The organism is Dictyobacter halimunensis (assembly GCF_036245075.1).
This window is the reverse complement of sequence record NZ_BSRI01000002.1, coordinates 3,892,050-3,911,325: the sequence shown is the minus strand read 5'-3', so window position 1 is coordinate 3,911,325 and position 19,276 is coordinate 3,892,050. Positions and strand designations below refer to the sequence as shown.

At 56.9% G+C, this 19,276-nt stretch carries 14 protein-coding genes; 8 read left to right on the top strand and 6 right to left on the bottom strand.

The genetic code is table 11. From position 1 onward, the window contains the following. Positions 1–32: 32 nt before the first annotated feature. The gene (locus AABA21_RS30165) at positions 33–887 is read right to left on the bottom strand and encodes a C40 family peptidase (protein WP_338255949.1); all 855 of its coding nucleotides are present in this window, start codon (positions 885–887) and stop codon (positions 33–35) included. Positions 888–1,337: 450 nt separating this feature from the next. Here AABA21_RS30165 and AABA21_RS30160 point away from each other — a divergent pair, with 450 nt between their 5' ends. The 3 genes from AABA21_RS30160 (at position 1,338) to AABA21_RS30150 (ending at position 2,857) form a co-directional block, all read left to right on the top strand. Next, a complete protein-coding gene (locus AABA21_RS30160) occupies positions 1,338–2,054 on the top strand; it encodes an NAD-dependent epimerase/dehydratase family protein (RefSeq protein ID WP_338255948.1) in 717 nt (238 codons plus the stop codon). Between the two features lie 131 nt (positions 2,055–2,185). Next, positions 2,186–2,410, top strand: coding sequence for a hypothetical protein (locus AABA21_RS30155; RefSeq protein ID WP_338255946.1), 225 nt, complete (start codon positions 2,186–2,188; stop codon positions 2,408–2,410). Between the two features lie 165 nt (positions 2,411–2,575). After that, the gene (locus AABA21_RS30150; protein ID WP_338255945.1) at positions 2,576–2,857 is read left to right on the top strand and encodes a hypothetical protein; all 282 of its coding nucleotides are present in this window, start codon (positions 2,576–2,578) and stop codon (positions 2,855–2,857) included. An 85-nt stretch (positions 2,858–2,942) separates the two neighbouring features. Here AABA21_RS30150 and AABA21_RS30145 read toward each other — a convergent pair whose 3' ends face one another. Continuing rightward, complete coding sequence (locus tag AABA21_RS30145; protein ID WP_338255944.1) at positions 2,943–4,760, bottom strand: S53 family peptidase; 1,818 nt, start codon at positions 4,758–4,760, stop codon at positions 2,943–2,945. Positions 4,761–5,163: 403 nt separating this feature from the next. Here AABA21_RS30145 and AABA21_RS30140 point away from each other — a divergent pair, with 403 nt between their 5' ends. Further along, positions 5,164–8,967 carry an ATP-binding protein gene (locus AABA21_RS30140; RefSeq protein ID WP_338255943.1) on the top strand — a complete coding sequence of 1,268 codons (3,804 nt, stop codon included), beginning with the start codon at positions 5,164–5,166 and terminating at the stop codon, positions 8,965–8,967. Positions 8,968–9,354: 387 nt separating this feature from the next. Next, entirely contained in the window at positions 9,355–10,197 is an 843-nt protein-coding gene (gene modA, locus AABA21_RS30135; protein WP_338255942.1) for a molybdate ABC transporter substrate-binding protein, read from the top strand. Positions 10,198–10,242: 45 nt separating this feature from the next. Here the strand turns inward: modA and AABA21_RS30130 are convergent, their stop codons facing one another. The 4 genes from AABA21_RS30130 to AABA21_RS30115 form a co-directional block, all read right to left on the bottom strand. Continuing rightward, positions 10,243–11,049, bottom strand: a complete 807-nt coding sequence (locus tag AABA21_RS30130; protein WP_420917234.1) for a carbohydrate ABC transporter permease — start codon at positions 11,047–11,049, stop codon at positions 10,243–10,245. 93 nt (positions 11,050–11,142) lie between these two features. Beyond that, positions 11,143–12,108: a carbohydrate ABC transporter permease gene (locus AABA21_RS30125; protein WP_338255939.1), complete on the bottom strand. Its 966-nt coding sequence runs from the start codon at positions 12,106–12,108 to the stop codon at positions 11,143–11,145. A 16-nt stretch (positions 12,109–12,124) separates the two neighbouring features. Further along, entirely contained in the window at positions 12,125–13,441 is a 1,317-nt protein-coding gene (locus AABA21_RS30120; protein WP_338255938.1) for an ABC transporter substrate-binding protein, read from the bottom strand. Positions 13,442–13,613: 172 nt separating this feature from the next. After that, positions 13,614–14,663, bottom strand: a complete 1,050-nt coding sequence (locus tag AABA21_RS30115) for a LacI family DNA-binding transcriptional regulator (protein WP_338255937.1) — start codon at positions 14,661–14,663, stop codon at positions 13,614–13,616. Positions 14,664–14,996: 333 nt separating this feature from the next. Here AABA21_RS30115 and AABA21_RS30110 point away from each other — a divergent pair, with 333 nt between their 5' ends. The 3 genes from AABA21_RS30110 to AABA21_RS30100 are packed head-to-tail and all read left to right on the top strand — an operon-like array spanning position 14,997 to position 19,200. Continuing rightward, positions 14,997–16,316 carry a Gfo/Idh/MocA family oxidoreductase gene (locus AABA21_RS30110; protein ID WP_338255936.1) on the top strand — a complete coding sequence of 440 codons (1,320 nt, stop codon included), beginning with the start codon at positions 14,997–14,999 and terminating at the stop codon, positions 16,314–16,316. Positions 16,317–16,342: 26 nt separating this feature from the next. Further along, positions 16,343–17,755 (top strand): glucuronate isomerase, encoded by a 1,413-nt coding sequence (gene uxaC, locus AABA21_RS30105; RefSeq protein WP_420917233.1) that lies wholly within the window; start codon positions 16,343–16,345, stop codon positions 17,753–17,755. A gap of 2 nt (positions 17,756–17,757) precedes the next feature. Further along, the gene (locus AABA21_RS30100; protein ID WP_338255934.1) at positions 17,758–19,200 is read left to right on the top strand and encodes a tagaturonate epimerase family protein; all 1,443 of its coding nucleotides are present in this window, start codon (positions 17,758–17,760) and stop codon (positions 19,198–19,200) included. The last annotated feature ends 76 nt before the right edge of the window (positions 19,201–19,276 follow it).

Genomic DNA, 19,276 nt, shown 5'->3' with positions numbered 1-19,276 from the left:
CCCCCCGTCACGTGACGGGGGGATACGTTCGGTTATGGGCGAACGCGCTTGATGCCCCATACGATGGAGTCGAGGCGTTCGTGGTAATCGGGGTGGCGGCGATCAAAGCTGTTAATGACAACACGATTATAGTCCCGACCTTCGGCGTGGATGAACTCGTGTGAGTTGAGGGCCATGGCGACGTGGGTGATGCTTTTGGTGCCGAAGAAGATCAGGTCACCGGCTCGCATCTGCTGACGGTCCACTGACTGCTTTAGAAAGTCATGCTGCTGATCGGCGTCACGCGGGATGATGTTGCCACCCATGCGGTAGCAGAGCTGGACGAAGCCGCTGCAGTCAATGCCGCGATAGGAAGTGCCCCCCCAGAGATAGGGAACGCCAAGGAAGGCTTTGGCGTAGCTGGTAACGACTGATATATCCTGCAATGGATAGAGCTCGCTATTGCTGCGCAGTTCTACGGCCTCGCGGTCGATCCAGCCCTCGGCATCTCCAGGCAGGGCGATGCGGATGCGTTGTGGATGCGCCAGGTTGATATATGGCAGGGCGGTTGACAGATAGAGATCCAGCAGCTTCTCATCCCCCTCGGCACCGGCGTAGACGGGGGCCTCGGGCCGCGTGACGACGGCGGAATAGGGCAGGGGGACGCCGCAGGTGCCATCATCACCATCACAGACGCCACGCACAATCGGCAGGTCCAGCTCACTGCTACGTATCCAACCGCTATAGTCGGAGAGCTGAACATGGGTCCAGTCGCCCGAGGTCTCACCGGCGATGGCGGGCACATTCATCAACGCCTGCGTAACCAGTTCGGAATTGGGATCGGGCTCGCGCCGTATGTCAGCCACGCTGACTGCAACAACAAAGGATATGGTATCGGTAGTTTCCAAGATGCTCACTTGCCTCCACATATTACAATGCGTGCTATATATACATAAATTCAGATAATTTCCCTTTTATTATACCTCATCACTTCCACCATCCCTCGTACGTTCGGCCCTTGCGGCCAAGACATTAAGCTCAGGTAAAAAGAAACATGACCACAGTACGTGCGGGGCTTGCCCCCGCTTGCATCCTCGCCACTCGAAAAAGCAACGAGCATGATGCGATGCATCGCATGCAACCGTACCTGATCGCATTCAAGGAACCTTTTCTTTTGGGAACAAGCAAAGCGGGGGCAAGCCCCGCACGTACTGTGGCCTTTTCTCGTTTTGTGCAATCTTAAATTGAATGTATTGGCCCTTGCGGGCGATTTCGCCTGCTGATGAGGCGAAAAGGTTGTACCGACCGTACAGTAGTTATGGTGGTATCCATTCAGCACGTTCTACAGGAGGAGAACATTGAGGACGGTATTGATTACAGGAGCCGATGGCCTGATCGGGTCACACCTGACCCAGGCCCTCAAGCCAGACTATCAGTTGAAATTGATTACAGCGAAGCCGGTCGAGGGTGAGACGGCGATCCAGACCGATATCGTTGATATGGATACAATGGTCCAGGCCTGCCAGGGGGTTGATAGTGTGGTGCACCTGGCCGCCAGTCCGGCGGTTGATACCCCGTGGGAGGAGATCCTGCATAACAATATTATCGGCACCTATACGGTCTATGAGGCGGCCAGGCGGGCGGGCGTAAAGCAGGTCATCTTCGCCAGTTCTAACCATGCCGTGGGCAGCTATGAGGAAGAATACGTGCGCAAGGCTGCCTCGGGCAAACGAGAGATGCTCGATCACCTGATCCTGGCGCAGCCTGATAGCTACTATGGAGTAAGCAAGGTCTTTGGCGAGGCGATGGGCGCCTATTACGCCAACCACCAGGGGTTGCGCGTAATCTGTATCCGCATCGGCTGGATCAATCCCGATAACGAGCCAAAGGGCGATCCCACCAAACCCAGCCCCGCCATGTGGATGAGTCACGAGGACTTCGCCCAGATGGTCAGGAAAAGTATCGAGGCCGATACGGTTCAATTTGACATTTTCTACGGCGTTTCGGATAATCAGAATCGCTTCTTTGATCTTGAACATGCCAGAGAAGTGCTGAATTTTGAGCCATCCAACTAGCTATTTCAGCTGGTCAGATACCGCTATATACGTCCGATGAGAAGATCAGACACGCCCCTTTGATGGCAGCTCAAATGCAGCCAGGGGCGTGTCTTTGATATACTGGCCAGGAGAGAAAAAGGAGAGATGCCATGTCCGATTTATCGCAAACACAGCAATGGCTGGAGAAAAATAAAGAGAATGCTATCGTGCAAATTCTAACCGGCTGGATCACGGGGGAGCTCCAGCGGCCAATGGAGACGGTCGAAAACATCGAGATTATTCCAGATAACGCGGATGACCCCACCGAAATAGAGATTCTGGTCGATTTCACCGACGGCGCCCGCGCCAGCCAGAAGATACAGATAGACGCATAGTACCTATAGCTTATGCCTGCTGCCCGCTTCAAATAGAACGATTATACTTAATATGAGACAACGAACTACCCGACTGGTAGGTTGACTCACTCAATATCTCCCCATACCATAGTTACTTATCTTGTAGCGTTGGTAAAACTGTTATATCATGTAATAAGATAGATTATGAATAGCGTAGCTACATTTCTCTATGAAGGCATGTTGAGAGGTGAGGAAATGTTCAAAAAGAAGAAGGTAAAGGCAGATCTGGGCAAATTTGTAAAGGCAAAAACCAGGGAAGATGGCGAGGTCAAAGGTGTATTGATCCCATTCCGGGGCAAGCAGATGGTCGAGAATCGCAACGGGATCTACGACATCAGCGAAGTCACCGATGTCACCCCCACGCAGACCCTCGGCAAAGATACACTTAATTACTTGCAGGCCGTACGCCGCCGCCACGAAATATAGATAGTATCCCGCATAAATTCAAAAAAACATGCCCCTGATTACCTGTTTCGCCGAAACGGGTAATCAGGGGCACACTCGTTCAGGTCTATGCGACTCCAGGTGTGGGTCCAGGCTTAACTGTTGGCGTCGGGCGGGGCGTTGGCGTCGGCGTGGGCTTGACGGTGCCACCGGGTAAGGCGACCAGATCGCGCGCGATGTTCCAGATGTTCAGGGTTCCGATGCCGGTCGCCAGGTCATAGCCGACTCCCGCTTTGTAATACAGGTTGTTGCCAAGGACGATGTCGTGATAGGCCGGGTAGGGCAGCGATGTCGTGTCGAGCCGGTAGAGCATCGAGTTGGCGTTGCCCAGTGTCGGCCTCTTTTGCGCCGTCAGGTACTGGTTCACATCGGCGGCGATGCCGGCCCACAGCGGAGCGGACGCGCTTGTCCCCCCGACGATCCCCCATCCCTGGCAGTAGATGGCCGTCATGCAGTAGATCGAGTAGCCGGTCACAGGATCGGCGTTGGCCGAGACATCGGGGATCTGGCGGTTGGCGTTCTGCATCTTGAGGCCATTCTGGTAGGCCGGCCGCTTGAAGTAGGAACTGATGCCGCCACCTCCACCCGTACCCATGGAGCCTCCCTGCGCCGTGGTGGTATCGTCCCAGGCCGCTTCGGTGCCATAGCTTCCATTGGTGCCGGTGTGGAGATTGGTGCCCCCAACGGCCACCACATAGGGATCGCCTGCGGGGGAGTCTACGCCCAGGTTGCTATCACCACAGTCGTAGGCTCCCGCGTCTCCACTGGCGGCAAAGAACGATTGGCCCTGCGCGGCCCCCTGCTTGAAGATGCTGTCAAGGGCGGCCAGTTCGGCGTTGCCGGAAGACGTCTCACACAATCCCCAGCTCGTACTGATCACCTTCGCTTTATTGTCGGTCACCATCTGATTATAGGTATCATTGACGCCGGGCGTTGTGTTGGGACCGATATACACTCTCTGGGTCGCCTGGGGTGCCACAGCCGAGACTACCTCCATATCGAGCTCAACCTCAATCGAGCCAGGACCCGCGATATTGACGGCATTATCGACCAGCACATTCACATATTTGCCCGTCCCCAGTTTGTACGTGCTGCGATACGTGTCGATATCGGCGGCGTTATAGCCATCGAGCTCAAAAAGCGCGATAGACTGTCCCGCGCCATTGGCCCCCGTATTCAGCAAGGGAGTCGCGTTATAGGCGGTACTCAAGGTAGCAGGATTATACCCACCAATGGGACCGGCATAGCGATGAACGGGCCGCACGATATGCCGCGGCTGGCGGACCGTGATGTTATCGAGTCCAGCAATGTACTGGATCGACGAGGCCAGACTAGCGGGTACGGCGGGATTATTCGAGGGCGCGTAGACAACACGGGTACCAACCACGTAGTTGTCTATCCCGACCAGAAACGCCCGCTCGGCGACCCCTACGGTTGTCGCGGCTTTGAGCAGGAGGTTATTCGGCGTCACCTCCGTGACAAGGATACCATTGCTCTTTAAATAAGACACCACTTTGTTGACGGTCTGCTGCGTCGGCCCAAATTGATCTTTAAACTGCTGCGGTGTCAAATAGCTGTGATAGCGAGGAGAGGTTGGGTCGTTCTGCTGCGCCAGCAAGACATCCAGCGCCTGTGTATTGCGCAGGCTAAGACTGATAGAGAGGCGCAGGCTCGCATTTTGCGCCCGAGGCCCAATGGGCGTGCGCCCAGTGACTACAGGTACGACATGACCGGGAATGCGGCCATATAACACATGCGCCGCCCCGGGCGCGGCCAGCGTCAGCGAAGCGGAGCTGCCGTCCCCCATCCCCATGACCAGCACAACCAAAAAGAGAGCAGCAATAGTGCATGCTATGCGACCCTTTACACGAAAAAACGTATTCAATTCTATCCTAGTGCAGCCTACCGTGACATCATCAGTGGCACCAATCTCTACTATAATGCCAGCGCGGGCTATGATCCGGCCACCGGACTAGGTACCCCCGACGCCTGGAATATTGCGCGCGACCTGGCGGTGTTCATCCCCATGGATGATAGGTATGTTGGAGTGCGGATGCGCCGCACTCCAACATACCTATCATCCATCGTATATTGTCACCTTTCTGCAACCTTTTGTTGTGTCAATGCGTGAAAAGGAAAGGAAGTGCTTATTATGTAACCATTACATGGATAGGTAATATAAACAAAAACAGCTACAATCCCACGGTGTTCTGGCGTACCCAAACGCAGAGGCAAACAACAGAAAGACGCGTTATACAGGGGGTGCGAGAAGGGAAGAGAAAAGAAAAATGGATTTGAAAACTCCTCATAAGCACCCACTGGCCAGTGGCGGAGAGATGGGCCTCCTGATACGCGAGTATAACTGGGCGCAGACCCCCCTTGGACCACCCTCACACTGGCCACAGAGCTTACAGATAGCAGTCAGCATGATGCTGGAGGCGCGCTTCCCGATGGCGGTTGCCTGGGGCGATGATTTCACCCTGCTCTACAACGACAGCTATCGTCCCATCCTGGGGGCCACCAAACATCCTGCCCTGGGCAAAAAGACGGCAGAGATCTTTGCCGAGAGCTGGCAGGAGATCATTGGCCCCCTCTTTGAAAAGGCCATGGCCGGTGTATCAGTCGGCTATACCGATTTTCTCATCCCCCTCGATCGCAATGGCTACCTGGAAGAATGTTATTTCGAGTTTTCCTACAGCCATATTCAAGATGAGAGCGGTGAAGTAGGCGGTATTCTTATCGCCGCTACCGAGACGACAAAACGCGTGGTGGGAGAACGTCGCCTGAAGATGTTGCAGACATTGGCCGCCAGTATGGTCGAAATCCAGACGCCAGAGCAGGTCTGCCAGCTCGCCGCCTCAGCCATCTCTGAAAACAGGGCCGGCATCCCTTTCGCGCTCTTATATCTGCTCTCTTCAGATGGCACGCAGGCACAGCTAGCGGGAAACGCCCAGCTCGCGGTCGGGACGGTTGCTTCTCCCGAAAGCATTCAGGTCGCCGATACGCAGGCTCCCTGGCCTTTGCGGTCCGTTGCCAGTAGCGGCAAGCCACAGCTGGTGAAAATTTTTCCTCCGGAGGTGGCAGCAGCAATCTCCGCTCTGGACAGCGAAACTCATCCCGCGCCTCAGACCGCCCTGATCTTGCCAATGTCACATGCAGGAAGCAAGGAGCTTTCTGGCTTCCTGGTAGTGGGGATCAACCCCCGCCGCAAGCTGGATGATGACTATCGCGCGTTCCTGCAACTGGCAGCTGGACAGATAGCCGCCGGGCTGGCTTCCGCCCGGGCTTATCAAGAGTCAGAGGCGCGCGCACGCGCGCTGGCGGAACTGGATCAGGCCAAGACGGTCTTTTTTCACAATATCAGCCACGAGTTCCGAACCCCGCTTACGCTCACCCTGGGGCCACTGGAAGCGCTGCTGGATGATCGCTCAGATCCGCTCTCACAGCCACAACGGGCACAGCTTGAGCTGGCGCGCCGCAATGCCATGCGCCAGCTCAAGCTGGTCAATGCCCTGCTCGATTTTGCGCGCATCAAGGCCGGACGGTCAGAGGCCGTCTACGAACCAACCGATCTGCCCCAGTTCACCACAGATCTGGCCAGTACCTTTCGAGATCTAATTGAGAAGGCCGGCCTGCAGTTGATCGTGGAGTGCCCACCGATGGCCGAGCAGATCGCCGTCGATCGGCAGATGTGGGAGAAGATCGTGCTTAACCTGCTCTCCAACGCCTTCAAATTCACCTTCACAGGGTCTATTCGCGTGGCGCTTCATGCCGCCGGAGATGAAGTAGAACTGATCGTACAGGATACAGGCGTCGGGGTCAGTGAGCATGATCTTCCGCATATCTTTGAACGCTTCTACCGGGCGCTGCCAGCACGGACGCGCACCCAGGAAGGCGCGGGCATCGGACTCTCTCTGGTGCAGGAACTGGTCCATCTGCATGGAGGCACCATTACCATTCAGAGCCAGGAGGGCGTAGGGACCACCTTCACCATCCGCGTGCCACGCCGGTCCGGCCAGGCATCGACACCTCAGAAGGAGCGACCACAACGCCCATCACCAGAGATTCAGGCACCGCCATATGTAGCAGAAGCCATGCACTGGCTCGCGGAGACACAGCAGAAAAATGCAGCACACATAGACGAGATGGAGGCATTCCCTATCTCCAGCCACTACTCCGAACCCCTGCAATCTGAACTGGATGCGCATCCCGGTCACGTGCTGGTGGTAGACGATAACGCCGATATGCGCGCCTACCTGCAGCGGCTCTTGTCCCCAACATATCAGGTGGAACTGGCGGCTGATGGCAGCCAGGCGCTCACCATCGCGCGCGAGCAACACCCCGACCTGATTATCAGCGACATCGTGCAGCCAGAACTCGACGGCTTCGCCTTGCTTAAAGAGTTGCGCGCGGATCAAGCGACGGCCGATATCGCGGTGATGTTGCTGTCAGCCCGCACCGGTGAGGAAACAATCGTCGAAGGGCTGGGACTGGGAGCGGAAGACTACCTGGTTAAACCGTTCTCCGCGCGCGAACTGATGGCGCGCGTGGCGCTGCGCATGGATATGGCACGCCTGCACAAGAGGACGCGACAGACGCGGGCACATTTATATGAGCTATTGATGCAGGCGCCAGCTCACATCTGCGTCTTACAGGGTCCAGAGCACATCTATGCGCTAGCCAACCCACTCTACATGCAACTACTGGGTCAGCGCCCCATTCTGGGTAAATCGGTGCGTGAAGTGCTGCCAGAAATTGAGGGTCAGGGCTATTTTGAGATGCTCGACCAGGTCTACCAGACCGGTAAAGCTATTAGCGGCATAGAGGCTCGCCTCGAACTGCAGAATAACACCACGGGCCAGTTTGAGGAACATTTCTTTAATTTCGTCTATCAACCACTTACCTCTGCATCAGGCGAGGTTGAGGGGATCCTGGTGCACGCGGTAGAAGTAACCGAGGAGGTATGGGCGCGCAGACAACTCACCACCAGCGAGGCGCGCTTCCGCTTCCTGGCCGAGGAGATGCCCCAGAAAGTCTTTATGGCCGATCCCAACGGAGGAGTCAACTACTTCAATCCCCAGTGGACCGCATTTACCGGACTGCCTTTTGAGGAGATTCGCGATTGGGGCTGGACACGGTTCGTTCATCCGGAAGACGTCGAGGAAAACGTGAGCCGCTGGCGTCATTCCATTGAAACAGGCGAACCATTTTACTGCGAGCACCGCTTTCGCCGGGCGGATGGCGTCTACCGCTGGCATATGAGCCAGGCGATCCCTATTCGGGATAATAAGGGGAACATCACGCAATGGATCGGCACCAATACCGATATCGAAGACCAGAAACAACTTGAAGGGCGCAAAGATGAATTCTTGCACATGGTAAGCCACGATCTGCGCTCCCCGCTCGCCGCGATGAAGGGCAATCTACAGTTTTCCCAGCGCAAACTGAGCAGGCTCCGTCCCCTCGTCGCGGACGTGCACGAGGCCATACCCAAAACGCTTGACGAGGTCTCCGAGCTCATTGTGCGCGCGCTACGCCAGATAGATATCCAGAATCGACTGATCGGGGACCTGCTGGACATCTCGCGCATCCAATCGGGCCAGCTCAACCTCGATTTGAAACTCTGTGACCTGGTACCGCTGGTACAAGAGATCGCTCTCGACCACCAGGCGGCCACGCCCGGCCGCACCATCACATTGGACCTGCCGGATGCCGAGGAGCCCCTGATGGTTCTCGCGGATGCCGATCGCATCGGACAGGTCGTCAGCAATTATCTCACCAATGCACTCAAATATTCGGCGGCCTCCGCTCCGGTCACCGTCGGGGTACGGCAGAGCGGCAATACAGCTCGTGTGTGGGTACGCGATCGAGGGCCAGGCCTCTCACCCCAGCAGAAACAGCGCATCTGGGAACGCTTCTATAAAGCGCCCGGGATCGCCATCACTACCGGAGCCGGCCATGGCATAGGTCTTGGATTGTATATCTGTCAGACCCTTGTTCAACGCCACAACGGCGAGGTCGGCGTCGAAAGCATCCAGGGCCAGGGTTCGACCTTCTGGTTCACCATCCCCTTGCTCGACGGTACGCCTTAGCCCCTCATGTGATAAGTTGGTGTATGGGTGCGCAGGTGCGCACCCATACACCAACTTATCACATGAGGGGCTGCTCTCTGCGCTCTCAATGATGGGAGTCATACACACTCCATTTATATATTGATGCAGGTGGGCGCGAACGCGCCCACCTGCATCAATATATAAAACCGGCGCGGCTGCGCAGCGGACGCGCGTGCGGGGGCGCGCACCTCCCCCCAATAAAAGGTGAGCAAGCCACATCCCAAACAAAATTATATCCAACCCCCCTTAAAATATCGTATACTCATAGCATGAGTACTCACGCTATGAGTATACGATATTGTCTTTGCGCTCTTGGGGTGAGAAAATAGGAAGATGCAAACGGTTAGACGTTTGTGAGGAGTATGTATGAAACGATTTCGTTCCGCGGTTTGCGCCCTTCTCTTGTTGACTTTCTTGCTGGCCGCCTGCGGCGGCGGCTCCAGTGATACGAGTGGCTCCCAGGCCAGCTCGGCCACAAAGCCGGCGGCCACCAATATTTCGCTCCAGGTGTTCGCCGCCGCCTCGCTTACCGAGTCCTTCAATGACATCGCGAAGCAGTACCAGGCCGGGCATCCCAATGTGAGCATCAAATATAATTTCAATGGCTCGCAGCTGCTGGAACAGCAGATCGCCAACGGTGCTCCCGCCGATGTATTTGCTTCAGCCGACCAGACCAACATGAAGAAGGCCAGCTCGGCGGGAGTGGTGGAGAGCTCGCAGATCTTCGCGCAGAACCGCCTGGTGGTGATCGTGCCAACCGGCAATAAGAATGTGACCAGCCTGAAAGACCTGGCGAAATCAGGCGTCAAGATCGATATCGGCGCGGCCGCTGTGCCGGCGGGCAAGTATAGTCAGCAGGTGTTCGACAAGATGGGGGCTTCACCCCAGTATGGCACCAGCTACGAGGCCAACGTGAAGAAGAACATCGTCTCACAGGAAGAGAACGTCAAGGCCGTAGTCCAGAAGGTACAGCTGGGCGAGGTAGATGCCGGCTTCGTCTATCGCACCGATGTCACCAGCGCCGTCTCCAGTAAAGTGACCGTCATCGATATCCCCGACACCTTCAACGTGATAGCCCAGTATCCGATCGCCGTCACTAAAAGCGCCCCCCACCACAGCGAAGCCCAGGACTTCGTGAACTACGTGCTCTCCAGCAACGGCCAGGCCGTCCTCCAGAAATATCACTTTATCGCCGCCCCCAATAAATAAACAATACATACTGCGTACACCGCCAGCGGTGTACGCAGTATGACCTCATCCTTTCAGGCCAGTGGTGGCGGCCCCTTCAATCAGCATACGCTGGAAGAGCAGGAAGAAGACGATCACGGGCAGCAGTGAGAGCACGGACATGGCGAAGAGCTGTCCATACGCCGAGTTGCCGGTGCTATCCAGGAAGGTGCGCAGGGCCAGCGGAATCGTATAGAGCGACTCGTCGTTGAGGTAGATCAACTGCGTAAAAAAGTCGTTCCAGGTCCATATGAAGGTGAAGATGGCGGATGTCACCAGCGCGGGCAGCGAGAGCGGCAGGACCACGCGCCAGTAGAAGGCCAGGCGACCACAGCCATCCATCTGCGCGGCATCATCCAGCTCGCGCGGGATGCCACGAATAAACTGGATCATCAGGAACACAAAGAACTCGTCGGTGGCCAGAAATTTAGGTGCGATCAACGGCAGGAAAGTATTAACCCAGCCCAGATCTTTAAACAGGATATACTGCGGCACGATCATGGCGTGCATCGGCAACAGGATGATCCCCTGCATCACGATAAACCAGAAGGCCTTGTAGCGAAAGCGCAGACGCGCGAAGGCGTAGGCGGCCATCGAGCAAGAGATCAGATTGCCCACGACCGCCCCCAGGCAGACGATCAGCGAGTTCGCAAAGAAGGTGGTAAACCCATAATCCAGGGCATTCCAGCCATCCCCATAGTTATTGATAATCCAGCTGGGAGAGAGCAGGCTGGAATTGGCGAAGATCTGATCTTCCGGCTTGAACGAGGCGCTAAACATCCAGATCAGGGGATACAACATGATTACCGCGCCCACGATCACGATTAGATACATCAACAGGCGCCAGAGCAGTCGTGATGGTCGTTGCTGCTGAGGGCGCGCATTGCGGCGCGCCAGTTGCAAACGTGGAAGTGGAATATTCATCAGTCATCTCCCCTCATCTTGATAAAAGACCCAGTAGCGCGACGACAGAAAGGCGATCACAGAGAACACACCGATCGCGACCAGAAGGATCCACGACATCGCCGAAGCATACCCCATCTGCAAATAGCCAAATCCCTGCTGATAGACGTACAGAGTATAGAAGAGGGTTGAATCCAACGGCCCTCCACTACCTCCGCTGACCACAAATGCTGGTGTAAAGGCCTGAAATGCTCCCACCATCTGTAAGATCAGGTTGAAAAAGACCAGTGGTGTAATCAAAGGTAAGGTGATCGAGAAGAAGTTGCGCCAGGGACCCGATCCATCGGTTGAGGCCGCCTCGTAATATTCCTGCGGAATCTGCTTCAGACCGGCCAGAAAGATCAGCATCGGCGAGCCAAACTGCCAGATCGCCAGGATGATCAGTGTGGGCAGCGCATATTCCGGCGTGGAGATCCAGCTGATGGATATATGAATGCCGATGAGGCCCAGCGCCTGGTTGACGATGCCGTCCGAATTAAAGATCTGCCGCCACAGCAGCGCGATGGCGACGCTGCCCCCGAGCAGCGAAGGCACGTAGTAGATGGCGCGAAAGAGGCCCAGTCCGCGCAGGCCCTGCTTGAGCAGCAGGGCGACCACCATCGCGAAGATCAGCTTCAGCGGCACGGAAAAGATGACATAGGCCAGCGTTACCCGCACGGAGCTCCACCACTGTGGATCATGAAACATGGTCAGGTAGTTGCGCAGTCCCACCCAGGACGGCGTACCGATCAGGTTGTAGTTGGTAAACGAGAGATAGAGTGAGCCCAGCACGGGTCCGGCGGTAAAGATAATGATACCTAGGAACCAGGGGAGAAGAAAGAGATGGGCGGCCAGGTTCTCTTTCTTCTCCGCGCTGCTCATGCGGCGTGGCTTGCGTGGCTTGCGTTCAGAGGGTGGACGCGACCGGGTCATAGCAGGCGTAACAGTCATTGTTCAGCTCCACATTCTAGGACTTGGCCAGCGCTTTCTGAGACCCATCATAAAAAGATTTGGCGCCATCGGCCGCCGATTGCTTGCCAAAACCAACGGCCTGGGCTACGTTCATCAACAGGGTCTGAAGCTTGCCAGCATTCGGGGGATCGAGCACGGTCTTAGAGGAGGTCTGTCCACTGCCGGCTACCATACTGGCATAGGCCAGTACGGCCTTGTCCTCGGCCTTCAACGTCGGCTGCAGCGCCGCGCGCGCACGTGCGCTGCCAGGAATACCACGATCCAGGCCAATGGCCTTAACGCCCTTGGGCTGCGTAATCAAGAAGTTAATGAAATCGGCGGCCTCTTTGGTGTATTTGGATTTGGCGGCCACGCTCATCAGCATCGATGGCTTGAGATACAGGCCCGGCTTGGGGCCGTTCGGCACCATCTGTAGCGCGTAAGGATGCTGCGAGAGCACCTGGAAGCCATGGAATTGATTGGAATGAGCAATGGCGAAGGCGACCTTCCCTTGCGTCAACAACGTAGCGGCCGGGCCACTCCCGGTCACCGAGGCCTGTAGCTGGGCAGGAGCGCAGGCACCGGCCTTGCGCAGCTGACTCCAATACGTAAACCACGAGGTAACGTCATCAAGCGTAAAGGCCACGCCCCCATCGGATGTGTAGAGCTCATGCCCTTGCTGACGTACCCAGATCTCAAAGATATCGATGGCACCGCTGGAGTCGGGCGAACCGTAGATTTGTTTAGAGCTCAGTGCCTTTGAAATCTTGCCCGCGTACTGCGCGTAGTCGTCCCACGTCCAGCTACTTGGAGGGGCGCTCAATCCAGCGTCTTTTACCACCTGGCTATCATAAATCATGCACTCATAGTTTCCACCCAGCGAGATACCGTAGACGACGCCCTTATCCTCGCTATTCTTCAGCATCCCTTGATCAAAATCGGATAGATCGATGGTCTTGTTAGAAATGAGTGGCCCCAGGTCTAACAATATCTTCTGATTCACATACTGCGATACATACGCCATATCCATCTGGATCAGGTCTGGCACGCTCCCACCGGCGATCTGGGTATTCAACTTATTAAAATATGAATTGAAATCAGCGAACCAGGAGTGAATGGTGGTACCTGAATGTGCCTGCTGATAGAGCGAGATAGCGTTGCGCGTCAGCTTGTTGCGTGAGGCATCACCCCAGAAGGACAACTGTAATGTCTGACTGCCGCCAGCGCTTGATGAACTCGCGCCACAGGCCGCAAGATCCATCAACGTCAATCCAGCCACACTGCCTAAACCATAACGACAAAATTGTCTGCGGGTATAAGAGATCTTACTCATGTACTTGTGCCTCCTCAGATATGCATAATCCATCGATGCATCTCGACAACGGGACAACCGAATGACGATAAGGAAAGCGTCCGCGATCCTGGCGGACACGACGTAAACGAGCACAGATAGCCATCTGCCGGCCCGCCACTTCCAAAGGGATTTGGATGGGCACCAGCCGGCGCTATTTTTCAGGAGCCTGCGAGTGATCAACCGATCTATCGGTGGGCCACTCGCAGGTGCTTTCACGAATAACCAGGTCCGGTAACAAAATACGCTGATGCAATTTCATATCTGGATTATTGAGTATCTCGATGAGATATTTTACGACCGTGGTATCTTGCTGGACAAAGTCGAAATCAATGGTGGTAAGGGGCGGTTCGGTATAGGCCGCCAGCTCGGCATTGTCGAAGCTGATGACCGACACATCGGCAGGGATGCGCAGGCCGTGCACGCGCAGGGCGCGCATCGCCCCCAGGGCCATGGTGTCCGAACCGACCATGACGGCGGAAAAGGGCTGGCCACTCGCTAGCAGCTGCTGCATGGTGTCGTAGCCATTGGTAAAGGTATATTGGGAAGGGCACACCGGCCCTGGTTGCAGACCATGGTGCAACAGGGTCTCGCGCCAGACGGTATGCCGCAGGTGGCCGTTAATCAGGTCCAGTGAGGGCGGAATAGCCGCGATCTGACGGTGGCCGAGCTTGATGAGGTATTCCACGGCCATACGGGTAGCGTAGATCTGGTCAAAGCCAACCCAGGCCAGTTTAGAAGTGGGCACATAATCGCGCCGCACCAGTGGCATGCCCCCGGCGATCTCCAGCAGGTCAGCATCGCTGATATCCAGCGAGGGCGCATGCATGATTACGCCATCCACCAGCCGGGCCGCCGCGTTCTCCAGGGCCGCCCCCAGTTCCTCGCGCGTCGTCATCGTCACCAGTAGATCATAGCCCGCGTCTCGCGCGGCCAGAGCCATGCTTTTGATCGAATCCGCGAAGCGTCCGCCGTGACGAATACTCACCACGACCAGCTCAAGCGTATGCGATCGATGGGTGGACAGCATGCGGGCAACCTTGCTGGGCACAAAATCCAGCTCCTTCATCGCCTGCAGAACACGCCTGCGCGTCTCCTCGGCGACACTCTCGCTCTCATTCATCACCCGCGACACCGTCTGATAGGAGACCCCCGCCAGCTTCGCCACGTCGCGAATCGTGCTCTTCTTCTTCCTGACAGTCATACGCGCGCTGCATCTCTCCGACCAACACAGGATAGCTCCGTGTCCGTCAATATAAATGTCTCAAAAAAGGCGCCCCGCCATACCAGCCCCGAAATAACCCGGATGTACGAAAAATGTGTATAAACTTTGTGAACGGTCACATTATACCCAATCCACCCCATTCATGTCAATGCCACCCCATAACCCACCCATAGATTCGGAGCTCGCCTCCGATTATCCCTTCGAACACCGCTTGATTTTTATTGGTTTATAATGCATATATGTAATGTTACCGGTCACACATGATCATAACATGAAAGATAGAAATCTAGTAAATTAGTAAAGGGACGGCATATGCAAAAGAAACGCTACGCACTGGTCGGCACGGGGTCGCGTTCGCGCATGTTTATCGATGCGCTGATCGGACCCTATCATGAGATCGCGGAACTGGTGGCGCTGTGCGATCTGAGCCAGGTGCGCATGGATTGGCATAATCAGCGCATCCAGGAAAGTATTGGAGGCGCACCTCTGCCAACCTACCTGGCCGAGCAGTTTGATCAGATGATTGGCGAGATGCGACCAGATACGGTCATCGTAACAACGATGGATAGCACCCACCATATCTACATCATACGAGCCATGGAGTTGGGCTGCGATGTGATTACGGAGAAGCCACTGACGATCGATATCGAGAAGCTGCGGGAGATCTCCGAGACGCAGGAGCGCACAGGGCGCTCGCTGCGCGTCAGCTTTAACTATCGCTATACGCCCGCGTATACAGCCTTCCGCGAGCAGGTCATGAAAGGCGCGGTCGGCAAGCCGCTGGCGATGGATTTCGCCTGGCTGCTGGATACCAGCCATGGAGCCGACTATTTCCGCCGCTGGCACCGCGAGAAGAAGAATAGCGGTGGTTTGTTCGTGCATAAAGCCACGCACCACTTCGACCTGGTCAACTGGTGGCTCGATACCTATCCCAGCGAGGTCTTCGCCATGGGCGCCCTGCAGTTCTATGGCAAGCACAACGCCGAGGAGCGCGGCGAGCACTACGACTATCAGCGCTACACCGGCGCCGAAGAGGCGGGCAAAGATCCCTTCGCCCTCACGCTTGAGACCAATCCGATGCTGCGCGGCCTGTATCTCAACGCTGAGCAGGAGACCGGCTACCTGCGCGATCGCAACGTCTTTGGCGAGCCGATCACGATCGAGGATACCATGCGGCTGATCGCTCGCTACCAGAACGGTGTGCTGCTCTCCTATTCACTGATCGCCTACTCTCCCTGGGAGGGACTGCGCGTCGCCATCACGGGCACCAAAGGGCGCCTGGAGATGGATGTCGTGGAGAATATCCACCAGATCCAGAACGATGCCGAGGGCAAGGTGAGCGCCAGCAAGGGAGCGTTTAAATCCACCAGTATCCGCGTCTTCCCTATGTTTGGTGTACCATATACTGTAGAAGTACCGGAATCGACCGGGGGACATGGCGGTGGTGATCCCATATTGCTGGAGCACTTATTTTCGCCCAATCCTCCCCTTGATCCGTATCGACGGGCAGCGTCACACATCGATGGTGCCGCCTCAATCCTGGTAGGAATCGCCGCCAATCAGTCAATGCAGACGGGCCAGTTAATTCAGATCAACGATCTGTTTCGCCTGCCCGTTAAGGCGGCACAGTAGTACCGGTAGTGCAAAGAGAGGAAATGATGGCCCAAACACGAGATGACCGCTACTTCGCGAGCGATCCCACCCAACGACAGATGGCACGCACACTTTATGCACAGGTAAAGGATCTCCCTTTGATCTGCCCACATGGACATGTAGATCCGCGCCTGCTGTCTGCCGAACACTATAACTGGGGATCCCCGGTGGACCTCCTGATCATACCCGACCACTACGTCTTTCGCATGCTCTACTCACAAGGTATCCCCCTTGAAGCGTTGGGCATCCCGCGCCGCGATGGTGGAGCGACCGAGAAGGACCACCGCAAGATCTGGCAGGTGGTCTGCGACTACTGGTATCTGTTCCGTGGCACTCCGACCAGCCTGTGGCTGCGCGATGAACTGCGAGACATCTTCGGCATCGAGCAACAAATGACGCCTGCCAACGCGCAAACCATCTATGACGCGCTGACCGAGCGCCTGCAGCAGCCGGAGTTCCAGCCACGGCGCCTGTTTGAGCGCTTCAAGATCGAGGTGCTGGCGACCACCGATGCCGCTACCTCCAGGCTGGAAGAGCATCAGAAGCTGCGCGACTCCGACTGGCATGGCCGCGTGATCCCCACCTTCCGACCCGATGCCGTGGTGAATATCCAGCCCGGCTTCGCTGAGCAGATCCGCCTGCTCAGTGAGGTATCCGATATCGATGTCAGCGACTACCGCACCTATCTGACGGCCCTGGAGCAGCGCCGGCGCTTCTTCCGCGAGTTGGGGGCGACCGCCACGGACCACGCCGCGCAGAGCGCCTATACCGCGCGCCTGAGCGCCCATGAGGCCGAGGCGATCTTCCAGCGCGCCCTGAAGGATGAGGCCAGCGCGGAGGATGCGCGGCGCTTCACCGGCCATATGCTGATCGAGATGGCGCGCATGAGCGTGGAGGATGGACTGGTCATGCAGGTACACATCGGCAGCTCGCGCGACCACAATCCCGATCTGCTGGCCCGCTTTGGACGCGATATGGGCGCCGACATCCCGACCTCCAGCGAGTTTACGCATAACTTCAAGCCGCTGCTCGACCTTTTCGGTAGCGATCCGCGCCTCTCGCTGATCGTGTTCAACCTGGATGAGACGACGTACAGCCGCGAACTGGCCCCGCTGGCCGGACACTATCCGGCGCTGCGCCTGGGTCCACCCTGGTGGTTCTTCGATAGCGTGCTGGGCATGCGCCGCTACTTCGATACTACGGTGGAGACGGCCGGAATCTACAATACAGCCGGCTTTAACGACGATACCCGCGCCTATCCATCGATCCCCGCCCGACACGATGTCTGGCGCCGCGTCAGCTCGGACTGGCTGGCCCGGCAGGTAGTTGAGGACATCATCGATGAAGAGGATGCCAACGAGATGATTGTTGATCTGGCCTATCGGCTGGCGAAACAGAGCTACAAACTGGAGGGATAACTATGTTTGAGCAGCAGCCATTTACACAGGTCTCCGAGTCCGTGACCAGATATGGGGATACCACCTATGCATTGGTCAACTGCGATCAACCAGGTGATTGCCAGCTCCTCGTCCGCGGAGTAATCGATGGCTTTGAGGGCGAGACGCTGGCGGATGGGAGCCTGCTGGGATCACGCTCACCCCACAACGCGGTCGTGCTGCGTCAGCGTCTGCCCTGGCTCCAGCCGGCGGTGCTGGGACTGCAAACCTCGGCCGGCTTCGGGGATCGCCTGGGGATCGCCACGCCGGGTCATGTGCTGGCCACGCGGGGCACAGGCGTGGCCCCGATCTACGCCCAGCAGTCCGTGCGCGAGAATACCCGCACCGGGCGCACACCCCAGCAGGTAGTGGATGACGCCATGTGGGGCGCCTTCCACGCCGGCTGGAAAGAATCGTGGGGAGCCGACGCCGACCACCTGAAGACGCTGGAAGACATCCCACCTTTCGTCGCTGCCGGCTATACCTTCTACACCATCGATCCCGGCGAATACGTGGATGACGCCGTCGAGACCGACGATGCCGAGACGAGGCGCCGCAAGGTCGAACAGCTGCCCTGGTCCGATCTGCAGAGCACCCTTGAGGAGACCAGCGAGCGCTACCAGCGCGCCTTTACGCTGGACGATCGCACGCTGACCTTTACGCAAGAGGATCTGTACAAGGCCCTGGGCAAGTACGGCGGGGCCGTCGCCCATACGGCACGTATGGCCCGACGCCTGCAAGAGTTGCAGGACCAGCGCCCCTTCGAGATGGAGATGTCAGTGGATGAAACCGGGACGACCACCGCGCTGTTGGAGCACTTCTACATCGCCTCCGAGCTCAAGCGCCTGGGTGTTCCCTTTGTCAGTCTGGCGCCGCGCTTCGTGGGACGCTTCGAGAAGGGCGTCGGCTACATCGGCGATCTCGACGAGCTGACGCAGAACATCAACGGGCACGCCAGCATCATGCGCTACTTCGACAATAGCTACAAGCTCAGCCTGCACACCGGATCGGACAAGTTCGAGGTCTATCCGATCGCCATGCAGGCCACGGGCGGACTGGTCCATCTGAAGACGGCCGGCACCAGCTATCTGGAGGCTCTGCGCCTGATCGCCTCGATCGATCGTCCCCTGTTCCGCGAGATCTGGGACTTCACGCGCGAACACTACGAGAACGACCGGCGCACCTACCACGTCTCCGCCGTCCTGAGTGAGACCCTGCCAGCCGAACAGCTGACGGACGAGCAGCTCCCTGAACTGCTCAACCAATTCGGCCCGCGCCAGATCCTGCACGTCACCTTCGGCTCCGTCCTCGACACCTACGGAGCCGAGCTGCAGCGCATCCTGCGCGCCCACCTGCCCGAATATTGGGCCTACATCCAGCGCCACTTCGACAAACACCTCGCCCCCTTCAAACAACAAACCAGATAATGATAAAAAATGGTCTGGGCGCGCGCGCCCAGACCATTTTTTATCATTATAAATCTCCTTTTGACATCTGTAGAGC